The organism is Blattabacterium cuenoti (genome assembly GCF_014251635.1).
In the GTDB taxonomy this organism is placed as follows: Bacteria; Bacteroidota; Bacteroidia; order Flavobacteriales; family Blattabacteriaceae; genus Blattabacterium; species Blattabacterium cuenoti_S.
Window position 1 is genome coordinate 51266 of the sequence record NZ_CP059194.1, and the last position, 20075, is coordinate 71340.

16 protein-coding genes are annotated in these 20075 nt (G+C 25.3%); 8 read left to right on the forward strand and 8 right to left on the reverse strand.

From position 1 onward, the window contains the following. Positions 1-30 precede the first annotated feature (30 nt). Genes alaS through H0H64_RS00230 form a run of 4 tightly spaced genes read left to right on the forward strand, consistent with a single transcriptional unit; the run spans position 31 to position 7897 of the window. Positions 31-2712 carry an alanine--tRNA ligase gene (gene alaS / locus H0H64_RS00215; RefSeq protein ID WP_185857357.1) on the forward strand — a complete coding sequence of 894 codons (2682 nt, stop codon included), beginning with the start codon at positions 31-33 and terminating at the stop codon, positions 2710-2712. 47 nt (positions 2713-2759) lie between these two features. Then, positions 2760-5483 carry a 2-oxoglutarate dehydrogenase E1 component gene (locus tag H0H64_RS00220; RefSeq protein WP_185857358.1) on the forward strand — a complete coding sequence of 908 codons (2724 nt, stop codon included), beginning with the start codon at positions 2760-2762 and terminating at the stop codon, positions 5481-5483. Between the two features lie 31 nt (positions 5484-5514). Next, positions 5515-6717: a 2-oxoglutarate dehydrogenase complex dihydrolipoyllysine-residue succinyltransferase gene (gene odhB, locus H0H64_RS00225; protein WP_185857359.1), complete on the forward strand. Its 1203-nt coding sequence runs from the start codon at positions 5515-5517 to the stop codon at positions 6715-6717. Positions 6718-6769: 52 nt separating this feature from the next. After that, positions 6770-7897 (forward strand): hypothetical protein, encoded by a 1128-nt coding sequence (locus H0H64_RS00230; protein ID WP_185857360.1) that lies wholly within the window; start codon positions 6770-6772, stop codon positions 7895-7897. Here the strand turns inward: H0H64_RS00230 and H0H64_RS00235 are convergent. The 3 genes from H0H64_RS00235 to H0H64_RS00245 are packed head-to-tail and all read right to left on the reverse strand — an operon-like array spanning position 7894 to position 9820. Beyond that, the gene (locus H0H64_RS00235; RefSeq protein ID WP_185857361.1) at positions 7894-8448 is read right to left on the reverse strand and encodes a hypothetical protein; all 555 of its coding nucleotides are present in this window, start codon (positions 8446-8448) and stop codon (positions 7894-7896) included. The two genes, H0H64_RS00230 and H0H64_RS00235, sit on opposite strands and share 4 nt — an antisense overlap. Next, positions 8441-9133 carry an alpha/beta hydrolase gene (locus H0H64_RS00240; RefSeq protein WP_185857362.1) on the reverse strand — a complete coding sequence of 231 codons (693 nt, stop codon included), beginning with the start codon at positions 9131-9133 and terminating at the stop codon, positions 8441-8443. Before H0H64_RS00240 ends, H0H64_RS00235 begins: the two co-directional genes overlap by 8 nt. Before the next feature lie 9 nt (positions 9134-9142). After that, positions 9143-9820, reverse strand: coding sequence for an ABC transporter ATP-binding protein (locus tag H0H64_RS00245; RefSeq protein WP_185857363.1), 678 nt, complete (start codon positions 9818-9820; stop codon positions 9143-9145). Positions 9821-9944: 124 nt separating this feature from the next. Here H0H64_RS00245 and sucC point away from each other — a divergent pair, with 124 nt between their 5' ends. From sucC to H0H64_RS00265, 4 genes are all read left to right on the forward strand, one after another. Beyond that, complete coding sequence (gene sucC, locus H0H64_RS00250) at positions 9945-11135, forward strand: ADP-forming succinate--CoA ligase subunit beta (protein ID WP_185857364.1); 1191 nt, start codon at positions 9945-9947, stop codon at positions 11133-11135. 12 nt (positions 11136-11147) lie between these two features. Further along, complete coding sequence (locus tag H0H64_RS00255) at positions 11148-12638, forward strand: AAA family ATPase (RefSeq protein ID WP_185857365.1); 1491 nt, start codon at positions 11148-11150, stop codon at positions 12636-12638. Between the two features lie 115 nt (positions 12639-12753). Beyond that, the gene (locus H0H64_RS00260; protein WP_185857366.1) at positions 12754-14874 is read left to right on the forward strand and encodes an ATP-dependent Clp protease ATP-binding subunit; all 2121 of its coding nucleotides are present in this window, start codon (positions 12754-12756) and stop codon (positions 14872-14874) included. Continuing rightward, a complete protein-coding gene (locus tag H0H64_RS00265) occupies positions 14871-15506 on the forward strand; it encodes an endonuclease III domain-containing protein (protein WP_185857367.1) in 636 nt (211 codons plus the stop codon). Before H0H64_RS00260 ends, H0H64_RS00265 begins: the two co-directional genes overlap by 4 nt. A gap of 17 nt (positions 15507-15523) precedes the next feature. On the opposite strand, the gene H0H64_RS00270 is transcribed toward H0H64_RS00265, so the two are convergent. Genes H0H64_RS00270 through H0H64_RS00290 form a run of 5 tightly spaced genes read right to left on the reverse strand, consistent with a single transcriptional unit; the run spans position 15524 to position 19951 of the window. Then, positions 15524-15883, reverse strand: coding sequence for a DUF3127 domain-containing protein (locus H0H64_RS00270; RefSeq protein WP_185857368.1), 360 nt, complete (start codon positions 15881-15883; stop codon positions 15524-15526). A gap of 12 nt (positions 15884-15895) precedes the next feature. Continuing rightward, positions 15896-16831 carry an SPFH domain-containing protein gene (locus tag H0H64_RS00275; protein WP_185857369.1) on the reverse strand — a complete coding sequence of 312 codons (936 nt, stop codon included), beginning with the start codon at positions 16829-16831 and terminating at the stop codon, positions 15896-15898. 12 nt (positions 16832-16843) lie between these two features. Further along, entirely contained in the window at positions 16844-17158 is a 315-nt protein-coding gene (locus tag H0H64_RS00280) for an iron-sulfur cluster assembly protein (protein WP_185857370.1), read from the reverse strand. After that, positions 17155-18537 carry a M16 family metallopeptidase gene (locus H0H64_RS00285; RefSeq protein WP_394798749.1) on the reverse strand — a complete coding sequence of 461 codons (1383 nt, stop codon included), beginning with the start codon at positions 18535-18537 and terminating at the stop codon, positions 17155-17157. Before H0H64_RS00285 ends, H0H64_RS00280 begins: the two co-directional genes overlap by 4 nt. Before the next feature lie 52 nt (positions 18538-18589). Next, entirely contained in the window at positions 18590-19951 is a 1362-nt protein-coding gene (locus tag H0H64_RS00290; protein WP_185857372.1) for a M16 family metallopeptidase, read from the reverse strand. Between the last annotated feature and the right edge of the window lie 124 nt (positions 19952-20075).

Consider the following 20075-nt stretch of genomic DNA (forward strand, 5'->3'; position numbering starts at 1 on the left):
AATACATAAATGTTTTAAAATAAAATAGTAATGAAATATAAATTGATAAAAGATACTTTTCTCAGTTTTTTTCAAAAAAAAAAACATAAAATCATTCCTTCTTTTCCCATCCATTCAATAAATGATCCCACTCTTTTTTTTGTTAATGCAGGGATGAGTCCTTTAAAAGACTATTTTTTAGGGCATGTAAGGCCTAAATACACTAGAATAGCAAATATTCAAAAATGTCTTAGAATAACTGGAAAACATAATGATTTAGAGAATGTAGGATATGATAATTATCATCATACTATGTTTGAAATGTTAGGAAATTGGTCTTTCGGGGATTATTCAAGAAAAGAAGCGATAGAATGGGCTTGGGAGTTATTAATTAAAGTATATAATATTCCTGATCAAAATATTTATGTATCTGTTTTTATTGGAGATAAAAAAGATGAATTATCCATGGATAAGGAAACTTTTAGATATTGGAAAACTTTAATTAACGAAAATAATATTCTTTTTTTTGGAAAGAAAGAAAATTTTTGGGAAATGGGATCGACAGGGCCTTGTGGCCCTTGTTCAGAGATTCATATAGATTTACGAAACGAAAAAGAAAAAAAAGGATTACCTGGAAAATACCTTATAAATAAAAAACATCCTGAAGTTATAGAAATTTGGAATCTTGTTTTTATAGAATTTGTACGCAAATCAGATAGAACATTAGAAAAGCTTTTAACAAAACATGTAGATACAGGAATGGGGTTAGAAAGATTATGTATGGTTTTGCAAGGGAAAATTTCTAGTTATGAAACTGATGTTTTTTATCCTATTATTCAAGATATAAAAGATTATTTAGGAAATGTTTATAATCCAGAAAATTTTAATCAAAAAGTGGCAATAAGGATTATAGTAGATCATTTAAGAGCTATTGTTTTTTCTATTTCAGATGGACAATTACCATCCAATAGTGGAGCTGGTTATATAATAAGAAGAATACTCAGAAGAGCCGTTATTTATGCCACTCGTTTTTTATATAAAAAAGAACCTTTTATTTATAAATTTGTAAATTCTTTAGTGATAGGAATGAAAGACTTTTTTCCAGAATTAGAAAATAAAAAAAAACACATACAAGACATTATTAAAGAAGAAGAATTCTCTTTTTTCGGTGTTATTGAGAAAGGAAGTAAAAAAATTCAACATATAATTACAAAATATAAAGAAAAAAATGAAAAAATTATTGATGGAGAAAAAATTTTTCAATTATATGATACTTATGGATTTCCCATGAAATTATCTAAAATTTTGGTTGAAAAAAATAATTTGTCCATTAATGAACAATCATTTCAAAAAAAATTGTTAGAACAAAAAGAAAGATCTAAAAAAGAAAACAATTCCATCATAAAAAAAGACTGGATAAAAGTCCATAATGATATTCATCAAAATGCAAATTTTGTAGGATACAACTCAAAAGAATGTAATATAATCATATTAAAATATAGACAAGTAGAAAATAAATTAAAGAAAATACATTATTATGAATTAGTTTTTTCTAAAACTCCTTTTTATCCTGAGGGAGGGGGGCAATTGGGAGATACAGGTATTATAAAAAACAAAGTTGAAAAACTTAACGTTTTTAATACTAAAAAAGAAAATTCCATTATTATACATTGTGTTCAAAAATTACCTTTAGATATTTTTTCTTCTTTTAAGGCTATAGTAAATCAAAATAGAAGAACAGAAATAGAAAAAAATCATACTTCTACTCATTTATTACATTTCGCTTTGAAACAAATTTTAGGAAATCATATTCAGCAAAAAGGCTCTTATGTAGGAGACGATTATATAAGATTTGATTTTTCTCATTATAAAAAAATAACTATTCAAGAATTGCATCATATAGAAAATTTAGTTCAAGAACTAATTTTTTCTGATCTTTTATTAAAAGAAAAAACGTTTAATTCTTTAGAAGAAGCTAAAAAAAATGCTTCTTTTAGTGAAATATTTGAAAATAAATATCAAAAAGAAGTTAGAGTCGTTACTTTTGGGGAATCTTCCGAGTTATGTATTGGGACTCATGTTAAACATACTGGATTAATTCAAGTTTTTGATATTTTATCAGAATCTTCTATTTCGCATGGAATACGTAGAATTAAGGCTATAACTTCGAAAAAGGCAATTCAACATTTGAAATCTATTCGTGATGAGTATTTGTCTTTAAAAAAGATGATGAAATGCACAGAATCTCCTATAAAAAGTTTTTCAATTTTGCAGAACTCTAATGAAAAATTAAAACAAGAAATATCAAATATTCACTTACAAAAAATCAGAAGATTAAAACAAAAATATCTTTCGAAAATCATCTATTTATCTTCTATAAAAATAAAATATATATGTGAAATTGATTCTCATCGAGAAAAAGAAATAGATATTATGAGGAGAATTGTCTTAGATTTAAGACATGAAATTCATAACTTATTTATGATTATAGGGTTTGTAAAAAATAAAAAAGTAATTATTTTCATATCTATTTCTGATTTTGTAATTAAAAATCATAATGTTCATGCTCATAAAATAATATGTGAAATGGCCCCTCATATACACGGAAAATATTGGGGAAACTCTTCTTTTGCTACAGCTATGGGAACTAAAAAAAATGGATTAAATTTAGTTTTAAAAGATGCAATAGCATATCAAAATCATTTACAAATTAAAAAAAATAATAAACTTTGATAGATATTTAAAATGTTTAAATTTGAAGTAAAAAATAGTATATGTATATGAATGATAGATATTCTTTTCTAAACGCCATTCATTTTAAAGATATAGAATTTTTATATAATAAGTACAAAGAAAACCCTAATTCAATAGAATCAAGTTGGAGGGCATTTTTTAATGGATTTGATTTAGGAAAAGGAATCTATAAAAATGATATAAAATCAGAAAATGATATTATCCAAAAAGAATTTTTAGTATATAATTTGATTCACGCTTATAGAAAAAGAGGTCATTTTTTCACGGAAACAAACCCCATACGGAAGAGAAGAAAACATTTTCCTTTTTTAGATTTGAAAGATTTTGGATTATCAGAAAAAGAATTAGATACTTATTTTGAAGTTGGAAAATCAATAGGTGTAGGAAAAACTTCATTAAAAAATATAATTAATCAACTAAAAAAAATCTATTGTGGATCTATAGGAATAGAATACATGTATATTTCGGATTCTGAAAAAATTCAATGGATTGAAAAATGGTTCCAAAAAGAAAAATTGCAATTTTCTTCGGAAGAAAAAAAGTTTTTTTTGAAAAAATTAAATCAAGCAGTTACATTTGAAAATTTTATTCATACCAAATTCGTAGGTCAAAAAAGATTTTCTATAGAAGGAAATGAATCCACGTTACCTGCATTGGAAGAAATGATAGAATATACATCGGATAAATATCTTACTGAAGATTTCATAATTGGAATGTCACATAGAGGTCGTTTAAATATACTTTCTAATTTTTTTGAAAAAAATTATTCTCAGATATTTAGTGAGTTTCAAGGAAAAGAATATAAAGAAAAAACTTTTTCTGGTGATGTTAAATATCATTTAGGATTTTCAAAAATAAAAAAAACTCGTAAAGGCAAATATATTAAAATGAATTTGGTCCCTAATCCTTCTCATTTAGAATCTGTAGATGCTATTGTAGAAGGAATTACGCGTGCTAAAATAGATATCATTTACAATCAAAATAGTAATTCTGAAAAAATTATCCCTATTCTGATTCATGGAGATGCAGCCTTATCCGGGCAAGGAATTGTATATGAAGTTCTTCAATTATCTCAATTAAAAGGATATAAAACGGGAGGGACTATTCATATAGTAATTAATAATCAAATAGGATTTACTACTAGTTATACTGAAGCACGTTCCAGTGTATACTGTACTGATATAGCCAAAACCTTGATGTTACCAGTATTACATGTTAATGCGGATGATGTAGAATCTGTTATTCGATCAGTCTATTTTGCTGTAGACTTTAGAATGCGTTATCATGAAGACATTTTTATAGATTTATTGGGATATAGAAAATATGGACATAATGAAGGAGACGAACCTAGATTTACTCAACCTTCTTTATATAAAGCAATTTCCAAACATCCTAATTCCTACAATTTATACAAAAAGAAATTGGAAAAAGAAAAAATTATTAATAATGATGATATAAAAAATATGGAAAAAGAATATGAAGATATTCTTAATATGAAATATCATGAGGCAAGTAATATTAAATGGAACGTATTGAACTCTTTTTTAGAAGAAGAATGGAAAAATTTTGCTATAGTATCTGATAATGAAACAATTTTTCAAAAAGTAGATACACGATTTTCTACCGAAAAGATGATCAAAATATCTAATCAAATTTTTTCTCTTCCTAAAGAGAAAAAATTCTTTAGAAAAACAGAATTTATTTTTCAACAAAGATTAGAAATGATTAGAAAAGAATTAGTAGATTGGAGTATGGCTGAGCTACTGTCTTATGGAACTCTTTTGTATGAAGGAATTCATATTCGTTTATCAGGAGAAGATGTAGCAAGAGGAACATTTTCTCAACGTCATGCTATTGTTAAAACAGAAGAAGAGGAAGAAATTATTCTTCTTAATCAAATATGTAGAAAACAAGGAAAAATACAAATTTTTAATTCTCCACTTTCAGAATATGGAGTTTTGGGTTTTGATTATGGATATGCTATGTATTCTCCTCATGTTTTAACTTTGTGGGAGGCTCAGTTTGGAGATTTTGTAAATGGGGGGCAAATCGTAATAGATCAGTATATTTCTTCTGGAGAAAATAAATGGAAAATTAGAAATGGAATTGTATTATTGTTACCTCATGGATATGAAGGGCAAGGTCCGGAACACTCTTCTGCTCGTATTGAACGTTATTTACAACTTTGTGCTAATAATAATTTATTTGTAGTTAATTGCACTACTCCAGCGAATTTTTATCATATTATAAGAAGGCAAATGAAATTAAAATACCGAAAACCTCTTATAATCTTTACTCCTAAAAGTTTACTTAGAAATACGAGGTGTTTATCTAAAATAGTAGATCTTTCAACAGGAATCTTTCAGGAGATATTGGATGATCCTTATGTTAAAGACGTAAAAAAAATTACAAAATTAATTTTTTGTTCTGGTAAAGTTTATTATGAATTACTAAATAAGAAAGAATCCATTCAAGATGAAATAACCGCATTAATTCGTATAGAACAAATTTATCCATTAAAAATGGAAACAATTAAAAAGCTTCTAGATAAATATAAAAATAAAAAAGAAATTTTCTGGGTTCAAGAAGAACCAGAAAATATGGGGTTATGGAGTTTTATTTTAAGAAAATTAGGAAATGTTATTCCATTTAATTTAATAGCTCCATCTGAAAGTTCTAGTCCGTCTACAGGATCTTATCCTGATTTCTTAAGAATTCAAAATGAAATATTAAAAAAAGCTTTTCTTTAAAATTTAAATTATAATAAATAAAATTTAAATTATGATAATACAAGTAAAAGTCCCTTCTCCAGGAGAATCAATTACAGAGGTCGAAGTATCCACATGGTTCGTAAAAAATGGAGATTATGTTAATAAAGGTCAAACAATAGCAGAAATAGATTCAGATAAAGCTACCTTAGAAATTTCTGCAGAAGATAATGGAATTATAAACTTAATGGTGAAAAAAGGAGAAAGAGTACGAGTTGGAGATATTTTATGTATTATCGATTCTTCTAAAAAAGAGACGAAAAAACATATTGTTCATGAACAAAAAGATAATATTGAAAAAATATCTCCTATAAACCTAAAAATACCTTCTCCAGCTTCGAAAAAAATTTTGAAAGAAAAAAATATTTCTATAGAATCTATTCAAGGGACAGGAAAACATGGTAGAATTACAAAAACAGATTGTATTTTTCATTTAGAAAATGAAAAAAATGAAACTACTACTAGTATGGATAGACCAATTTATAGATCAAAAACAAGAACTCCTCTTTCTTCTCTAAGAAGAAATATTTCTGAAAGGTTGGTTTCTGCAAAAAATCAAATGGCTTCTCTTACCACGTTTAATGAAGTAGATATGCTAGAAATTTTTCTTATTAGAAAAAAATATAAAGATATTTTTAAGAAGAAACATGGAGTAAACTTGGGTTTTATGTCTTTTTTCACTATGTCTTGTGTAAGAGCTCTTAAACTTTATCCAGATATCAATGCTATGATTAGTGGAGAAGAAAAAATAAATTTTGAATATTATGATATTAGTATTGCTATATCTGGACCTAAAGGATTAATGGTCCCTGTAATTAGAAATGCTGAACATTTATCTTTTCGTGGAATAGAACAAGAAATATATAAATTGTCAACACGGGTTCATAATGGAACAGTATCTATTGATGATATGTCAGGAGGAACTTTTACTATTACTAATGGAGGTATTTTTGGGTCTATGTTATCTACTCCGATTATAAATCCCCCACAAAGCGCCATATTAGGAATGCATAAAATTATGGAAAGGCCTGTAGTGATAGATGGGTCTGTAGAGATACGTCCTATGATGTATTTAGCTTTATCTTACGATCATAGAATCATTGATGGAAGAGAATCTGTAGGATTTTTAGTATCTGTAAAGGAGTCTATAGAAAACCCTATAAAATTTTTGATGGGAGGAAGTGAAGAAAATATTTATAAAATATTAGAATTGTAAAATATAAAATAAAGGCAAGTTTTAGTTTTCTAGTTAAGGTTTAAAATAAAACATGAAAAAAATTTTTTTCATTATTTTTTCTTTTATTTTTTTATTAGAAGGAGTAGAAAAACAAGAATCTAATAATAAAATAAAAATTATAATAAAAAAAAAAGAAGATAAATCACATCTTACAAAACCTATTAACATAATTTTTATGTTGCCTTTGTTTTTTAGTTCTAAAAAAATAAATCAAGAAAATAAAGAATTGAGCGATCATGCTTTGTCCTTTTATTTTGGGTCTAAAACGGCTATTGATTTTATTCTTAATAAGAAAAAAAAACAAAAAATAAATATCAAAATTTTTGATACTGAAAATGAAAAAAAAAGAGTAGATAACTTTATAGATTCATATGATTTTTCAAAAATTCATGCTATTATAGGCCCTTTTTTTCGTTCTTCCTTAGAAAAAATTGCTAAAAATAACAATAAAATACCTATAATTTCTCCTTTTATATCTTCTGACCATTTAAATTTTTATCCTAACATTGTTCAAGCTGAAGCAAAAGATATTTATCTAATAGAACCTATTTTGGAAGAAATTAAAATTATTCACCAAAAAGAAAAAATAAAAACTTTATATCTGTTAGGAGAAGATCCATACAAAAAAATCACAAATTTAATAAAAAAAAAATTGTTACAATGGAACCCTCATTTTCAAGTTTTTTATTTTAAAAATAATTCTTTTAATGTTATAAACGATATGCCTTTTTTTGCGATTTTTTTAGGAGGAAACCCTTTTTTAGGAAAAAAATTTATTGAATTTATCAAAAAGTTTTCTAAAAAAAAAATTATTCCTTTTGGAATAGGTTACAATAGCGTTTATTATGAGAATATTTCCTTATTAAGAGAATATAAATTCTTATTTACAACTAAGTATCATTTTAACAAAAATGATCAGAATAAAAGAGAAATGTTTTTTTTTATAAGGAATAAACTTGGATCTCATTTAAACAAATACCAATTATTTGGATTTGATTTATCTTATGATATATTGTGTCGTTTGATTGAAAACAACAATTTATTTAAAATCATAGATAAAAAACCTTTTTCAGGATTGATTAGCAAATATAGATATGAAAAAATTTATGATAAAGGAGGATATCTTAATAGAGGATTATGGGTAATTCGTTTACATTAAATTTTTTTTCTCACATAAGGATCAGGTCTATTTATATTTCCTATTTTTTTCATTTGTATTTTTATGATTTGAATTTGATCATGTAATAAACCAGAGATATCCATTTTTTTTGCTTCTAACAATAAGAATTCAGCTCTTTTCTTATTTCCCTTTGATAAGGACGCTATTGCCAAGTTTAGTTTAGCAATAGCTATATTTTGTTTAAATTTTAGTCCTGTATCTAAAGCCTTTTGCATATAATGTTCTGATTTAGAAATATTGTTTTCTGAATACAGAATTCCATTCAAGAAATAATAATAAGCTATTTGATTTTTAGTTAACTGTAATTTAGGGTTTTTAACGTATCCTAAATATTTATTTAATCCTATCATATCCTTTTTCCGTATTTTAATAAAAGCTAATAATAAAAATTCATTTCTAAAAATCAGAAAAACAGGAATCAAGCTTAATAAAAGTAGAATATATCCATATATATAATTCTTGTTAAAGAATGAAAAAATGGATACCAAGAAAATAAATATAAATAAACCCATTTTTGAATATTTACTCATGATTAAAATTTTTATTCTTAACATTATAAGAAATATGTTTTTCTTTAATCCAATTGATAAGATCTTGATAATTCATATCATTTAAAGTATGTCCAGAGTTATATTCTTTATAAAATAAAGAAAGTATTTTCTTTTGCTTTAAAAATTTTAATCCTTTTTTTGCCCAATTCACAGGAATTATGGGATCATATTTCCCATGAGATATAAAAAATTCTAAATCGGTATAATGATTTATTTTTTTTGGCAAAATACCATTTTCTAAATATCCACTTAAAGCGATTACTTTTTTTATTTTATCAGAATTTTTTAGTGCGATAGCGTAGCTTAAAATAGCGCCTTGACTAAAACCACATATCCATATTGGATTTTTTTTCAATTTATACTCTTTTATGGCTTCATGTATAAAAAATGATATTTTTTCAATAGTTTCTTTAGCCTGTACTATGTTAATGAATTTTTTTTCATTATCAAAATTTATATCATACCAAGAGTATTTATCTGTTCCAATAGAATAAAGACCTTGAATACTAATTGGAAATAAATTTTCTGGAAGATCTTTTTCAAAAGAAAAAAGATCTTTTTCGTTACTTCCATATCCGTGAATCATCAAAAATAGGATATTTTCATTTCCACTTATGGATTTTTTTATAATATGTTTAATAGAAAGTTGATTTTTTAAAAGCATAAAATATTTTTATTTATCAATCTTGTATACTGTCCCGTTTTCTATTTTTAGTTTTTCATTTGCCATATCTGCTAATTGTAGATTATGAGTAACAATTAAAAAAGTTTGTTTTAATTGATGATTAAGTAAAGCAAAAAAATTATGTAATTCTTCTGCATTTTTTGAATCTAAATTACCAGAAGGTTCGTCTGCGAAAATTATTTTTGGATCATTAATTAAAGCCCTTGCTACAGATAACTTTTGTTTTTGACCTCCAGATAATTCTTCTACTTTTGAATTTTCATATTTAGATAAGTTTAATTTATTTAATAATTTTATGGCTTTTTTTTTAACATATTTTTTATTTTTTTTGTAGATAAAACCTGGTAAACAAATATTCTCTAATACAGTAAATTCAGGAAAAAATTGAGGAGTTTGAAATATAAAACCTATTTCTTGATTTCTTAAAATAGAGAGTTCTTTATCTGTAAGAGATAATATCTCTTTTTTATTGATTTTTAAAATGGTTTTTATCTTTTTATTTATAGTCGGTTTTTCTAAAGTTCCTAAAATATGTAATAAAGTGCTTTTTCCTGCGCCAGACTCTCCTAAAATACACACCATACTTCCTTTTTTTACCATAATATTGACTCCTTTCAAAATTTTATCTTTTCCAAAAGATTTGTAAATATTTTCAGCCTGAATCATTTTTTCGTAAATTTAAAATTCTTCTTTTATTTTAAATAAATGAATAAACCAAATTATAAAGCTAAAAAAATCGTTTCAAAAATAAACGAATTTTCGTTTAAATTTACTTTTAAAATTATTTTCAATGAATTTACATGAATACCAAGGTAGAGAAATATTGAATTCTTTTTCAATTCAAGTTCCTGATGGAATGCTGGCTTTTTCACCTGAAGAAGCGGTAAAAGTCGCTAAAATCCTTTTTGAAAGAACTAAAAAAAATTCTTTAGTGATTAAAGCTCAGATACATGCTGGAGGACGAGGAAAAGCTGGTGGTATTCAAATCGCAAAAAATTTGGATGAAGTTTATGAAAAATCAAAAAAAATTTTAGGAAAATTTTTGATTACTTCACAAACTTCCAAAAAAGGAAAATTAGTTCGGAAGATTTTGTTATCTGAAGATGTTTATTTTCATGAATTAAATCCTCCAACGGAGTATTATTTATCCATATTATTGAATCGTGATATAGGAAAAAATATGATTATCTATTCTAAAGAAGGAGGAGTAAATGTAGAAGATATTTCAAGAAAAAATAAAATATATACAGAAATAATAGATCCATTATTAGGCCTTCAACTATTTCAAACAAGAAAAATTGGTTTGGATTTAGGTCTTCATAATAATGAGTCTTTGAAATTTTTTAGTATTTTTTTATTTTCACTTTATAAGGCTTATATAGCTTTCGATGCTTTATTATTAGAAATCAATCCTTTGATAAAAACATTTAATCACAAATTCATTCCCGTTGATGTAAAAATTATTTTAGATAATAATGCTTTGTTCCGTTATAAAAAATACGATTTTATACATGATAGAGATGATCTGAATTCAATAGAAAGAGAAGCGATAGATGCTAAGTTAAATTTCTTAAAATTGGAAGGAAATGTAGGATGTATGGTGAATGGAGCTGGATTAGCTATGGCTACTATGGATATGATTAAGTCTTGTGGAGGAATTCCGGCTAATTTTTTAGATATAGGAGGGTCTGCTGATCGAGAACGTGTAGAAAAAGCATTTTATTTGATATTAAAGGATAAATCTGTAAAAACAATATTAATCAACATATTTGGAGGGATTGTTCGTTGTGATACGGTTGCAGAAGGAATTGTCAATTCTTATTCTAAAATTCATCATGATATTGAAATTCCTGTAGTTGTTCGTTTGCAAGGAACAAATGAAAAAGTAGCAAAAAAATTGATTAAAAAAAGTTTATTACCTATTTATTTTACTGATACTTTAAAAGAAGCTGCTGATAAGATTCAAGAAATTATAAGATAAGATTCATTTTTTATGAAAAAAAATTTTTCTGTATTATCTGAAAAATATAAACCCTTAAAATGGAATGAAGTAATAGGACAAAAAGACATAATTTTTCTTTTAAAAAAAACAATACAAGAAAATTGTTTATCTAAAATTTTATTTTTCTTTGGTCCAGAAGGAGTCGGAAAAAATACATGTGCTCGGATTTTATCAAATGAATTAAATTCTTTTTCAGAATTAGAAAATACCCCTTTGAATCTATTTGAAATTAATGGTCTATTTAATAATTCATTAGAATTTTTTGATAAAATCATCAGCCAATCTCGTTTTATCCCTAAAATAGGAAAATACAATGTATTTATCATTAATAATATACATATGTTTTCTCAATATTTTTTAAATTTTTTTCTAAGATTCTTAGAAGAAAAACATACACATGTATTATTCATTTTTTGTGGAACAGAAGAAAGAAAAATTCCAAAATTTATTTTATCACGTTGCCAAGTTTACGAATTCAAAAGTATTTCTACAAAAGAAATTTTTTTTCATTTAAAAATGATCGCTGAAAAAGAAAATATAAAAGTAGAAAGTGAAGCGTTATTGATTTTATCAAAACATGTAAAAGGATCTATTAGTAAAGCTCTTTATTTATTTGATAAATTAATTTTATATAGTGAAAAAAAAATATCCAAAGATTTTATAATTCAAAAATTAGGAATTATTGATATAAAGTATTATTTTAAAATAGTAGATTATCTTTTAGATAAAAAAATACATAAAGCGTTTATTTTATTGGATCAAATTTTACAAGAAAAAATTGATTCTTATGATTATTTAATTATAGGATTAATCAAACATTTCAGAAATTTATTTTTATCTAAAAATTATGAAACAATTTCTGTTTTGAAATTTAAAAAAGAAATAATATTCTCTTACGTTGCGCAATCAAAAAAAATGTCTTATTTTTTTTTAGTGAATGCTTTAAATATTTGTTTTCGTTTGAAAAGAGAATATGAAAGATTAAATCAAAATTATCGATTAACAATCGAAATTTATTTAATACAGTTAGCATATTTGTTTCATAATAATAATAAAAATTCTTCCTTAATAGAAGAAGAAGAAAAAAAAAATGAAAAATTTTATAAGAATCATGAAATCATTCAATTCTTACAAAAGAATTGGACAGAATTTGTACATAAATTTTATGGGAAAATAAGTCCTATTTATTTATATTTTTTGAAAAATGAAATAGAATTTCAAATAGAAAAAAATAAAATATTTTTTATTATCCCATATAAATTAGGAAACCATAGTTTTTTGTTCATTCAAACACATTTTTTAAAATATTTTAAAGAAAAATTAAATAATCTACATTTAGAATTTGAAATAGTGAAAAAAAATTCAGATACAATAAAACAATATAATCTTTTATATCAGAAAAATCAATTAATAGAAACATTAATAGAACGGTTGAATTTAAAAATTTCTTCTTCTGAAATACAAGAAAAAAAAAACTTTTGATAAACGATTCTTTTTTTTAATAATATTTTTATTCAAATTATTTATAATTTGTAGAAATGAAAGAGATATTTTATCTTTTTTTTTATTTATAAAATATTTTTAATGATTTTAATTTATGATTCATCATTATTCGTCAAACAGTAGAAAAAAAATTTTTTTCTCTTCTGCTTATTCCGATGAAGATATTGAAAATGATAGTACTGCCTCTTCTTATGGATCTGGAGGGAGTGGAACAGGTTCTGGTTATTATGGAGGAGGGTCTTCAATAAGAAGTAAAACTCCTGTTTTAGATAATTTTGGACGAGATTTAAATTCCATAGCGATGGAAGGAAAATTAGATCCAGTGGTAGGTAGAGATAAAGAAGTTGAACGTGTATCTCAAATATTGAGTAGGAGAAAAAAAAATAACCCTCTTCTTATAGGAGAACCTGGAGTAGGAAAATCTGCTATTGCTGAAGGGTTAGCGTTGCGTATTGTGCAGAAAAAAGTTTCTAGAGTATTGTATAATAAGAGAGTCGTTGTATTAGATTTAGCAAGTTTAGTTGCTGGAACTAAATATAGAGGTCAATTTGAAGAAAGAATGAAAGCCATTATAAATGAATCAGAAAAAAATACAGGACTAATTCTTTTTATAGATGAAATTCATACTATGATTGGAGCAGGAGGGACTACAGGTTCATTAGATGCTTCTAACATATTTAAACCGGCCTTAGCGAGAGGAGATATTCAATGTATTGGCGCTACTACACTAAATGAATATAGACAATACATAGAAAAAGATGGAGCATTAGAGAGAAGATTTCAAAAAATCATTGTGCAACCTTCTTCTGAGGAAGAAACCGTAGAAATATTAAAAAAGATAAAAGGAAAATATGAAAGTCATCATAATGTTATTTATACAGAAGAAGCGATAAAAGCTTGTGTACATCTTACTGTACGATATATTGTAGATCGTTTTTTACCAGATAAAGCGATTGATGCTTTAGATGAAGCGGGATCCCGTGTTCACATTAAGAATATAAAAGTTCCACAGGAAATAGTTCTTTTGGAAAAAGAATTAGAAAGCATTCGAAAAGAGAAATCTAAAGTAGTTAAAAGTCAAAAATATGAAGAAGCGGCACGATTACGTGATACAGAAAAACGGATAGAAAAAAAATTAATAAAAGCTCAAAAAGAGTGGGAAGAATCTTCTAAAAAAAATAAAGAAATTGTATCCGAAGAAAATGTTGAAGAAGTGGTGTCTATGATGAGTGGAGTTCCAGTAAATAAAATAGCTCAAGCTGAAATGAAAAAATTGAGCAAAATGATAGATATATTAAAAGAAAAAATAGTAGGACAAAATGAAGCTGTAGAAAAAATAGTAAAAGCGGTTCAAAGAAATAGAACTGGGTTGAAAGACCCCAATTCACCTATAGGTTCTTTTATTTTTTTAGGACAAACAGGAGTAGGAAAAACTTATTTGGCAAAAATTTTTGCTAAAGAATTATTTGATTCTGAGGAATCATTAATTCGAATAGATATGAGTGAATATATGGAAAAATTTTCTGTATCTAGATTAATAGGGGCCCCTCCAGGTTATGTAGGTTATGAAGAAGGAGGACAATTAACAGAGATTATACGTCGTAGACCTTATTCTGTAATATTATTAGATGAGATCGAAAAAGCTCATCATGAAGTATTTAATGTTTTATTACAAATGTTAGACTATGGATGTGTAACAGATAGTATTGGAAGAAAAATAAATTTTAAAAATACCGTAATTATTTTTACTTCAAATACGGGAACACAACAATTAAAAGAATTTGGTCAGGGAATAGGTTTTCATACTCAAGCAAGAAAATTAAACAATTATATTAAAAATGTATTAGAACAAGCTTTAAAACGAACTTTTTCTCCTGAATTTTTAAATAGAATAGATGATATTGTTATTTTTAATTCTCTATCAAAAGAAGATATATCAAAAATAACTTGTATAGAATTGAAAAAAATAATTCTTCATGTACATAATTTAGGTTATGAATTAGTCCTATTTCCTGAAGTAATAGATTTTATTAAAAAAAGAGGATTTGATCAAGAATACGGAGCTCGTCCTTTAAAAAGAGTAATAGAAAAATTTATAAAAAATCCTATATCTGAATATATAATTAGTGAAAAATTAAAAAAAGGAGATAAAATTTCACTAAAAATGAATGCAAGTTATGACAATGTAAAAGTATTAATTAGTCAAAAAAAATGAATATTCTTTTAAAAAAGAAAAATATCATTGAAAGAATATTAGATTTTTTATATCCTAATCCAACGAGTACTCTCTATTATATTAACGAATATACCTTATTGATTTCTATAATATTAACCGCTAAAAGTAAAGAAAAAAAAGTAAATGAAATAACAAAACTTTTATTTAAAAAAATAAAGACCCCCATGGATACAATTTGTATCTCTATTGAAGAAATAAAAAATTATATAAAAAATATAGGGCTTTATAATATAAAATCTAAAAATATTTATGATTTATCTGTCATCTTAATAGAAGAATATAATGGAATTATTCCTAAGGATATTTTAAAATTAAAATCTTTACCTGGAGTAGGACATAAAACTGCGTCTGTTTTTTTATCTCATGTATCTAATGAATCTGTATTTCCTGTGGATACGCACATTCATAGAATGATGTTTCGTTGGAAACTAAGTAATGGAAAAAACGTGAAACAAACAGAACAAGATGCAAAACGTATTTTCAAAAAAGAAAATTGGAAAAAATTACATTTTCAAATTATTTTTTATGCTAAAAAATATTCTCCATCCCAAAAATGGGATTATAAAAAAGATATTATATACCAAGAATTATTAATTAATAATTTATTGTAAACTAATATTTTTTAAATTTAAAAAGGTAAATCATCAAAATCATCAGAGGATAAAGAAGAAGATGAAGAAGCAGTGGAAGTTTTATTTGAAGTTCCTGTATAATTAGAATGATATTCTATTTTCCATCCTTGTATAGAATTAAAGTATTTAATAATTCCTTCAGGATTTGTCCATTCTCTTCCTCGAATATTGATAAAAATTTTTATTTTATCTTTTGGTTTTACATTTTCTAACAAATCCACTTTATCTTGAATAAATTCAACTAATATATTTTGAGGATATGGCTCTTCAGTGGTAATAACTATTTCTCTTTTTTGAAATCCGCTATTAAATTTTTGAATATCAAATAGTTTTTTGACTATTCCTATAATTTCCATGAAATTTAAAATTTATTTTTTTCTATTATTGTTCTTTTTTTTAAGAGTTTCTCCAATTTGGTTAGAAATATTAAATGAAGTGATCATGTTGTTTAACATTTCATTCGCTGATCCTGGTGAATTAGGTAATAAAATTAAATTAGTATTTCCACTTTCTCCCATAGATTGAAGAGTATCATAATGTTGTGTTACAACAATTAAAGCAGAAGCTTCTTGTGAATTTATTCCTACATTATTTAACACTTCTACTGATTCTAAAATTCCTCTAGCTATTTCTCTACGTTGGTCTGCTGTTCCTTTTCCTTGTAATTTTTTACTTTCAGCTTCTGCCTTAGCTTTAGCTACTATTTTAATCCTCTCAGCTTCTGCTTGATATTCAGCCGCTACTTTTTCTCTCTCCGCTGTATTAATTCGATTCATAGCTTGTTTTACTTGTTCGTCTGGATCAAGATCTGTAACTAATGCTTTAATTATAGAATATCCATAATCCAACATAGATCCTTCCAATTCTCCTTTAACTGCAAGAGCAATATGATCTTTTCGTTCAAAAACATCATCTAAACGCATTTTAGGAACTTCTGCTCTAACAACATCAAATATATAAGAAGTAATCTGAGCATGAGAATTATCCAATTTATAAAAAGCTTCATATACTTTATCTTTTATAACCTTGAACTGAACCGATACTTTTACTTTAACAAAGACATTATCTTTTGTTTTCGTATCCACTAATACATCTAATTGTTGAATTTTTAATGTTAATTTTCCTACTATATTATCTATAATAGGAAGCTTAAAATTTAATCCTGCATAACAAATATTATGAAATTTTCCCACTCTTTCAAGAATAGCGGCTGTTTCCTGGTTCACTATAAAAATAAAACTAGAAAAAAAAGATAAAATTAAAAGAACCAATATTCCATAAAATAATAAACTGAAAATACTCATATTATATTTATATTATAACAATCCTAGTTCTAAACGAGCTTCTTCGCTCATAAATTCCCGACTCCAAGGCGGATCAAATGTTAAAACTACATCTACTTTTTTTATTCCTTGTATGGATTTAACTTTTTCTTTGACTTCCAAAGGTAAACTTTCTGCTACTGGACAATTAGGTGTAGTTAAAGTCATTACTATTTTTACTTTATCTATTCCAAAAACTTGAACATCGTAAATCAGACCTAATTCATAAATATCTACTGAAATTTCTGGATCATATATACTTTTTAGTACTGAAATAATACGTTCTTCTAAAGAACAATCTTGATTCATTTTTCTTCTTTTTTTATTAAAGATCCAAATTGATCAAAATAACGAATAGGATAACCTAACTTTTTGAGATTAGGTAATATATCACTATTTTTTCCAACAATTATAATTCTTCCATTTTTTGTAGAAAAAAATTTTTTGGATGATTGATATATATTATCTATCGTAACTGATTCTATTTGATTTAAATAATTTTTGTAAAATCCACTTGGAAGATTATTTTTTAATTCACATATAAAAAGATCACTAATTCTATTAGGATCTTCAAAATCAAGAATAAATTGACCACTTATTTCTTTTTTCTTGATATTTAATTCTTCTAAAGAGACTTGATTTTCTGTTATTTCCACAATTTCTTTTATAATATCCTTTATAACCTTTTCTGTTACTTCATTTCTTACTTGAGTATAAATTGAAAAATAACCAATATTTCTGTCTGATTTTAAAATAGAATAAGCTCCATATGTATAAGCTTTCTTTTCTCTAAGATTCAAAAATAAACGACTTTGAGGCCCTCCCCCTAAAATTCCATTTGCAAGTATAGAAGAAAAATATTCAGGATCATTTTTTTTTAAACAAACCGGTCCACCGAAACAAATAGTAGATTGAGTTAAAGAAGGAATATCCACTACATCAATTTCTATTTTAGATGGAATCACATACTCCTCTATAACAGGATCATCTATATATGGTTTCTTTTTCCATTTAGAAAAATAAAGATGACACAATTTTTCTACTTCTTTTTTGGATACATCCCCGATAAAAGAAAGATAGGATATATTTGGGATATAATATTTTTCGTACAATTTTTTTAAATCATGAAGGGTGATATTTTTAATAGTATCATGAGTTTCGTATTCTCCATAAGGATGATTTTTTCCAAAATATAAAACGTTTCTTACTCTTTGTAAAATAGCATTTGGATCCTTTTCTGAAAGGCTGATATCGATAATTCTTTGTTTTATTATTTTATCTAATTCTTTGGAATTATCAAACACACTATTCATTAAAATATCGCTCATGATTGAAACTGATTTATCCAAATATTTTTTCATAGTGAAAATAGATATTTCTGAAAAAGAAGTGTATAAACTACATCCCATGTAATCAACAATTTCGTCTAGTTCTTCTTTAGTGTAATTTTTTGTTCCAGAACGAATCATTTGACCAAAAACTTTTTTTATTCCGGCCTTATCTTTTTCTAGAAAAGGTTTACAATCTAATTCTAACCCAATTCTAACTAAAGGAAGTTTGTGATTTTCTACTATTAAAACTTTTAACCCATTTTTCATTTGAAAAAATTTAGGTTTTTCAATATTTATAGTAGTCTTTCTTTTTAGAGATTGAGGTGGTATATTCCGATTAAATATATGAGCAAACATAATTATTGTATGAAAAAAAATTATTATAGAAAGGATAATTTTTACAAGGAATTTATTTATTTGTGTTATTGTTATCTGGAACATTATATAAACGAACTCTATTATTTTTATTTAAATATTTGTTAGCAACTATTTTTATATCTTCTATAGTTATTTTTCGATATTTTTCTATATCAGTATTAATTAAGTCAGCATTATGATAATATAAATAATAGTGAGATAAATTTGCAGTTATTCCACTCATAGAATAGTTATCGGAAATAAATTTCTTTTCAAAATAGTTTCTTTGTTTATCCAATTCATATTGTGTTATTCCTTTTTTTTTTAAAAAATCGATTTCTTCATCTATTATTTTTGTTAATTGGTCTAATGTAATTCCAGGGTTTATTAATCCATATATTACAAAAATACCATAATCTTCCATAGTATCTAAAAAAGAACCGGCATAAGAAGCTATTTGTTTTGTGTTTACAATAGTTTTTATTATACGAGAACTTTCTCCAGAAGATAATACGTGATCAATCATTTTTAATACATAAGAATCTTTATTTGTGAGTTTAGGCACTCTATAGGATAAAAATACTCCAGGAACTTTAGTATTTTTATCTACATAAGTAAAAAATATTTCTTTTTTCATAGGTTCTTCTTCTATTTTTTTCATTCTAAAATTCATTGTTCCTTTAGGAATAGATTCGAAATATTTTTTAATCAATGTTCTAGCTTCATTCATATCAAAGTCCCCAGATACAACTAAAACAGCATTATTTGGAACATAGTAAGTTTTATAAAACTCTTTATAATCCGCTTCTGTAGCGGCATCTAAATCTTGATCCAATCCAATAATTGGATATTTATATGGATGTTTTTTGAATAATAAAGAAGGAATAATTTCCGAAATTGCTTTCACATATGGTTGATTTTCTACTCGCATTTTTTTTTCTTCTTTTACTACTTCCCTTTGTATGTTAATACTTTCTTCATCTACTTTAGCATGAAGCATTCTTTCCGATTCTAACCATAAAGCTAATGGAAGACGGTCAGATGGCAATATTTCATAATAACAAGTTTCATCATAATTTGTATAAGCGTTATTTTTTCCTCCGTTAGAAGCTATATATTTAAAATATTCTCCTTTTTTAATATTCTTAGATCCTTCAAACATAAGATGTTCGAAAAAATGAGCAAAACCTGATCTACCAGGTATTTCATTTTTACTTCCTACATGATACAAAACGGAAATAGAAACTAAAGGGTTTGTTTTATTTTGGTGTAAAATAACATGCAAACCATTTGATAGCTTTTCTTCGAAAAATTTAATTTTATACGATTTTTTATAAGAATTAAAATCTTTGGAAATCAAATTATTATAGGTCATAGTTATTAACATTAATAAAGAAAAATAAATCTTATTCATGAAACAAAGTTAAAAGATTCATAGATTCATAAAAGGAATTTACGAATTTTTTTTTCCAAAAAATGGGATTTTTTTCTTTTATTTTGTTTATAATATAAAATAATGTATGAATTCATTATAATTT

What these genes read in the sequence shown, in the direction of transcription:
- odhB (WP_185857359.1), top strand. Translation starts at nt 5,515, where the DNA reads ATGATAATACAAGTAAAAGTCCCTTCTCCAGGAGAATCAATTACAGAG.
- sucC (WP_185857364.1), top strand. Translation starts at nt 9,945, where the DNA reads ATGAATTTACATGAATACCAAGGTAGAGAAATATTGAATTCTTTTTCA.
- H0H64_RS00235 (WP_185857361.1), bottom strand. Translation starts at nt 8,448, where the DNA reads ATGAGTAAATATTCAAAAATGGGTTTATTTATATTTATTTTCTTGGTA.
- H0H64_RS00230 (WP_185857360.1), top strand. Translation starts at nt 6,770, where the DNA reads ATGAAAAAAATTTTTTTCATTATTTTTTCTTTTATTTTTTTATTAGAA.
- H0H64_RS00265 (WP_185857367.1), top strand. Translation starts at nt 14,871, where the DNA reads ATGAATATTCTTTTAAAAAAGAAAAATATCATTGAAAGAATATTAGAT.
- H0H64_RS00220 (WP_185857358.1), top strand. Translation starts at nt 2,760, where the DNA reads ATGAATGATAGATATTCTTTTCTAAACGCCATTCATTTTAAAGATATA.
- H0H64_RS00270 (WP_185857368.1), bottom strand. Translation starts at nt 15,883, where the DNA reads ATGGAAATTATAGGAATAGTCAAAAAACTATTTGATATTCAAAAATTT.
- H0H64_RS00255 (WP_185857365.1), top strand. Translation starts at nt 11,148, where the DNA reads ATGAAAAAAAATTTTTCTGTATTATCTGAAAAATATAAACCCTTAAAA.
- H0H64_RS00290 (WP_185857372.1), bottom strand. Translation starts at nt 19,951, where the DNA reads ATGAATAAGATTTATTTTTCTTTATTAATGTTAATAACTATGACCTAT.
- H0H64_RS00275 (WP_185857369.1), bottom strand. Translation starts at nt 16,831, where the DNA reads ATGAGTATTTTCAGTTTATTATTTTATGGAATATTGGTTCTTTTAATT.
- H0H64_RS00240 (WP_185857362.1), bottom strand. Translation starts at nt 9,133, where the DNA reads ATGCTTTTAAAAAATCAACTTTCTATTAAACATATTATAAAAAAATCC.
- H0H64_RS00245 (WP_185857363.1), bottom strand. Translation starts at nt 9,820, where the DNA reads ATGATTCAGGCTGAAAATATTTACAAATCTTTTGGAAAAGATAAAATT.
- alaS (WP_185857357.1), top strand. Translation starts at nt 31, where the DNA reads ATGAAATATAAATTGATAAAAGATACTTTTCTCAGTTTTTTTCAAAAA.
- H0H64_RS00285 (WP_394798749.1), bottom strand. Translation starts at nt 18,537, where the DNA reads ATGTTTGCTCATATATTTAATCGGAATATACCACCTCAATCTCTAAAA.
- H0H64_RS00260 (WP_185857366.1), top strand. Translation starts at nt 12,754, where the DNA reads ATGATTCATCATTATTCGTCAAACAGTAGAAAAAAAATTTTTTTCTCT.
- H0H64_RS00280 (WP_185857370.1), bottom strand. Translation starts at nt 17,158, where the DNA reads ATGAATCAAGATTGTTCTTTAGAAGAACGTATTATTTCAGTACTAAAA.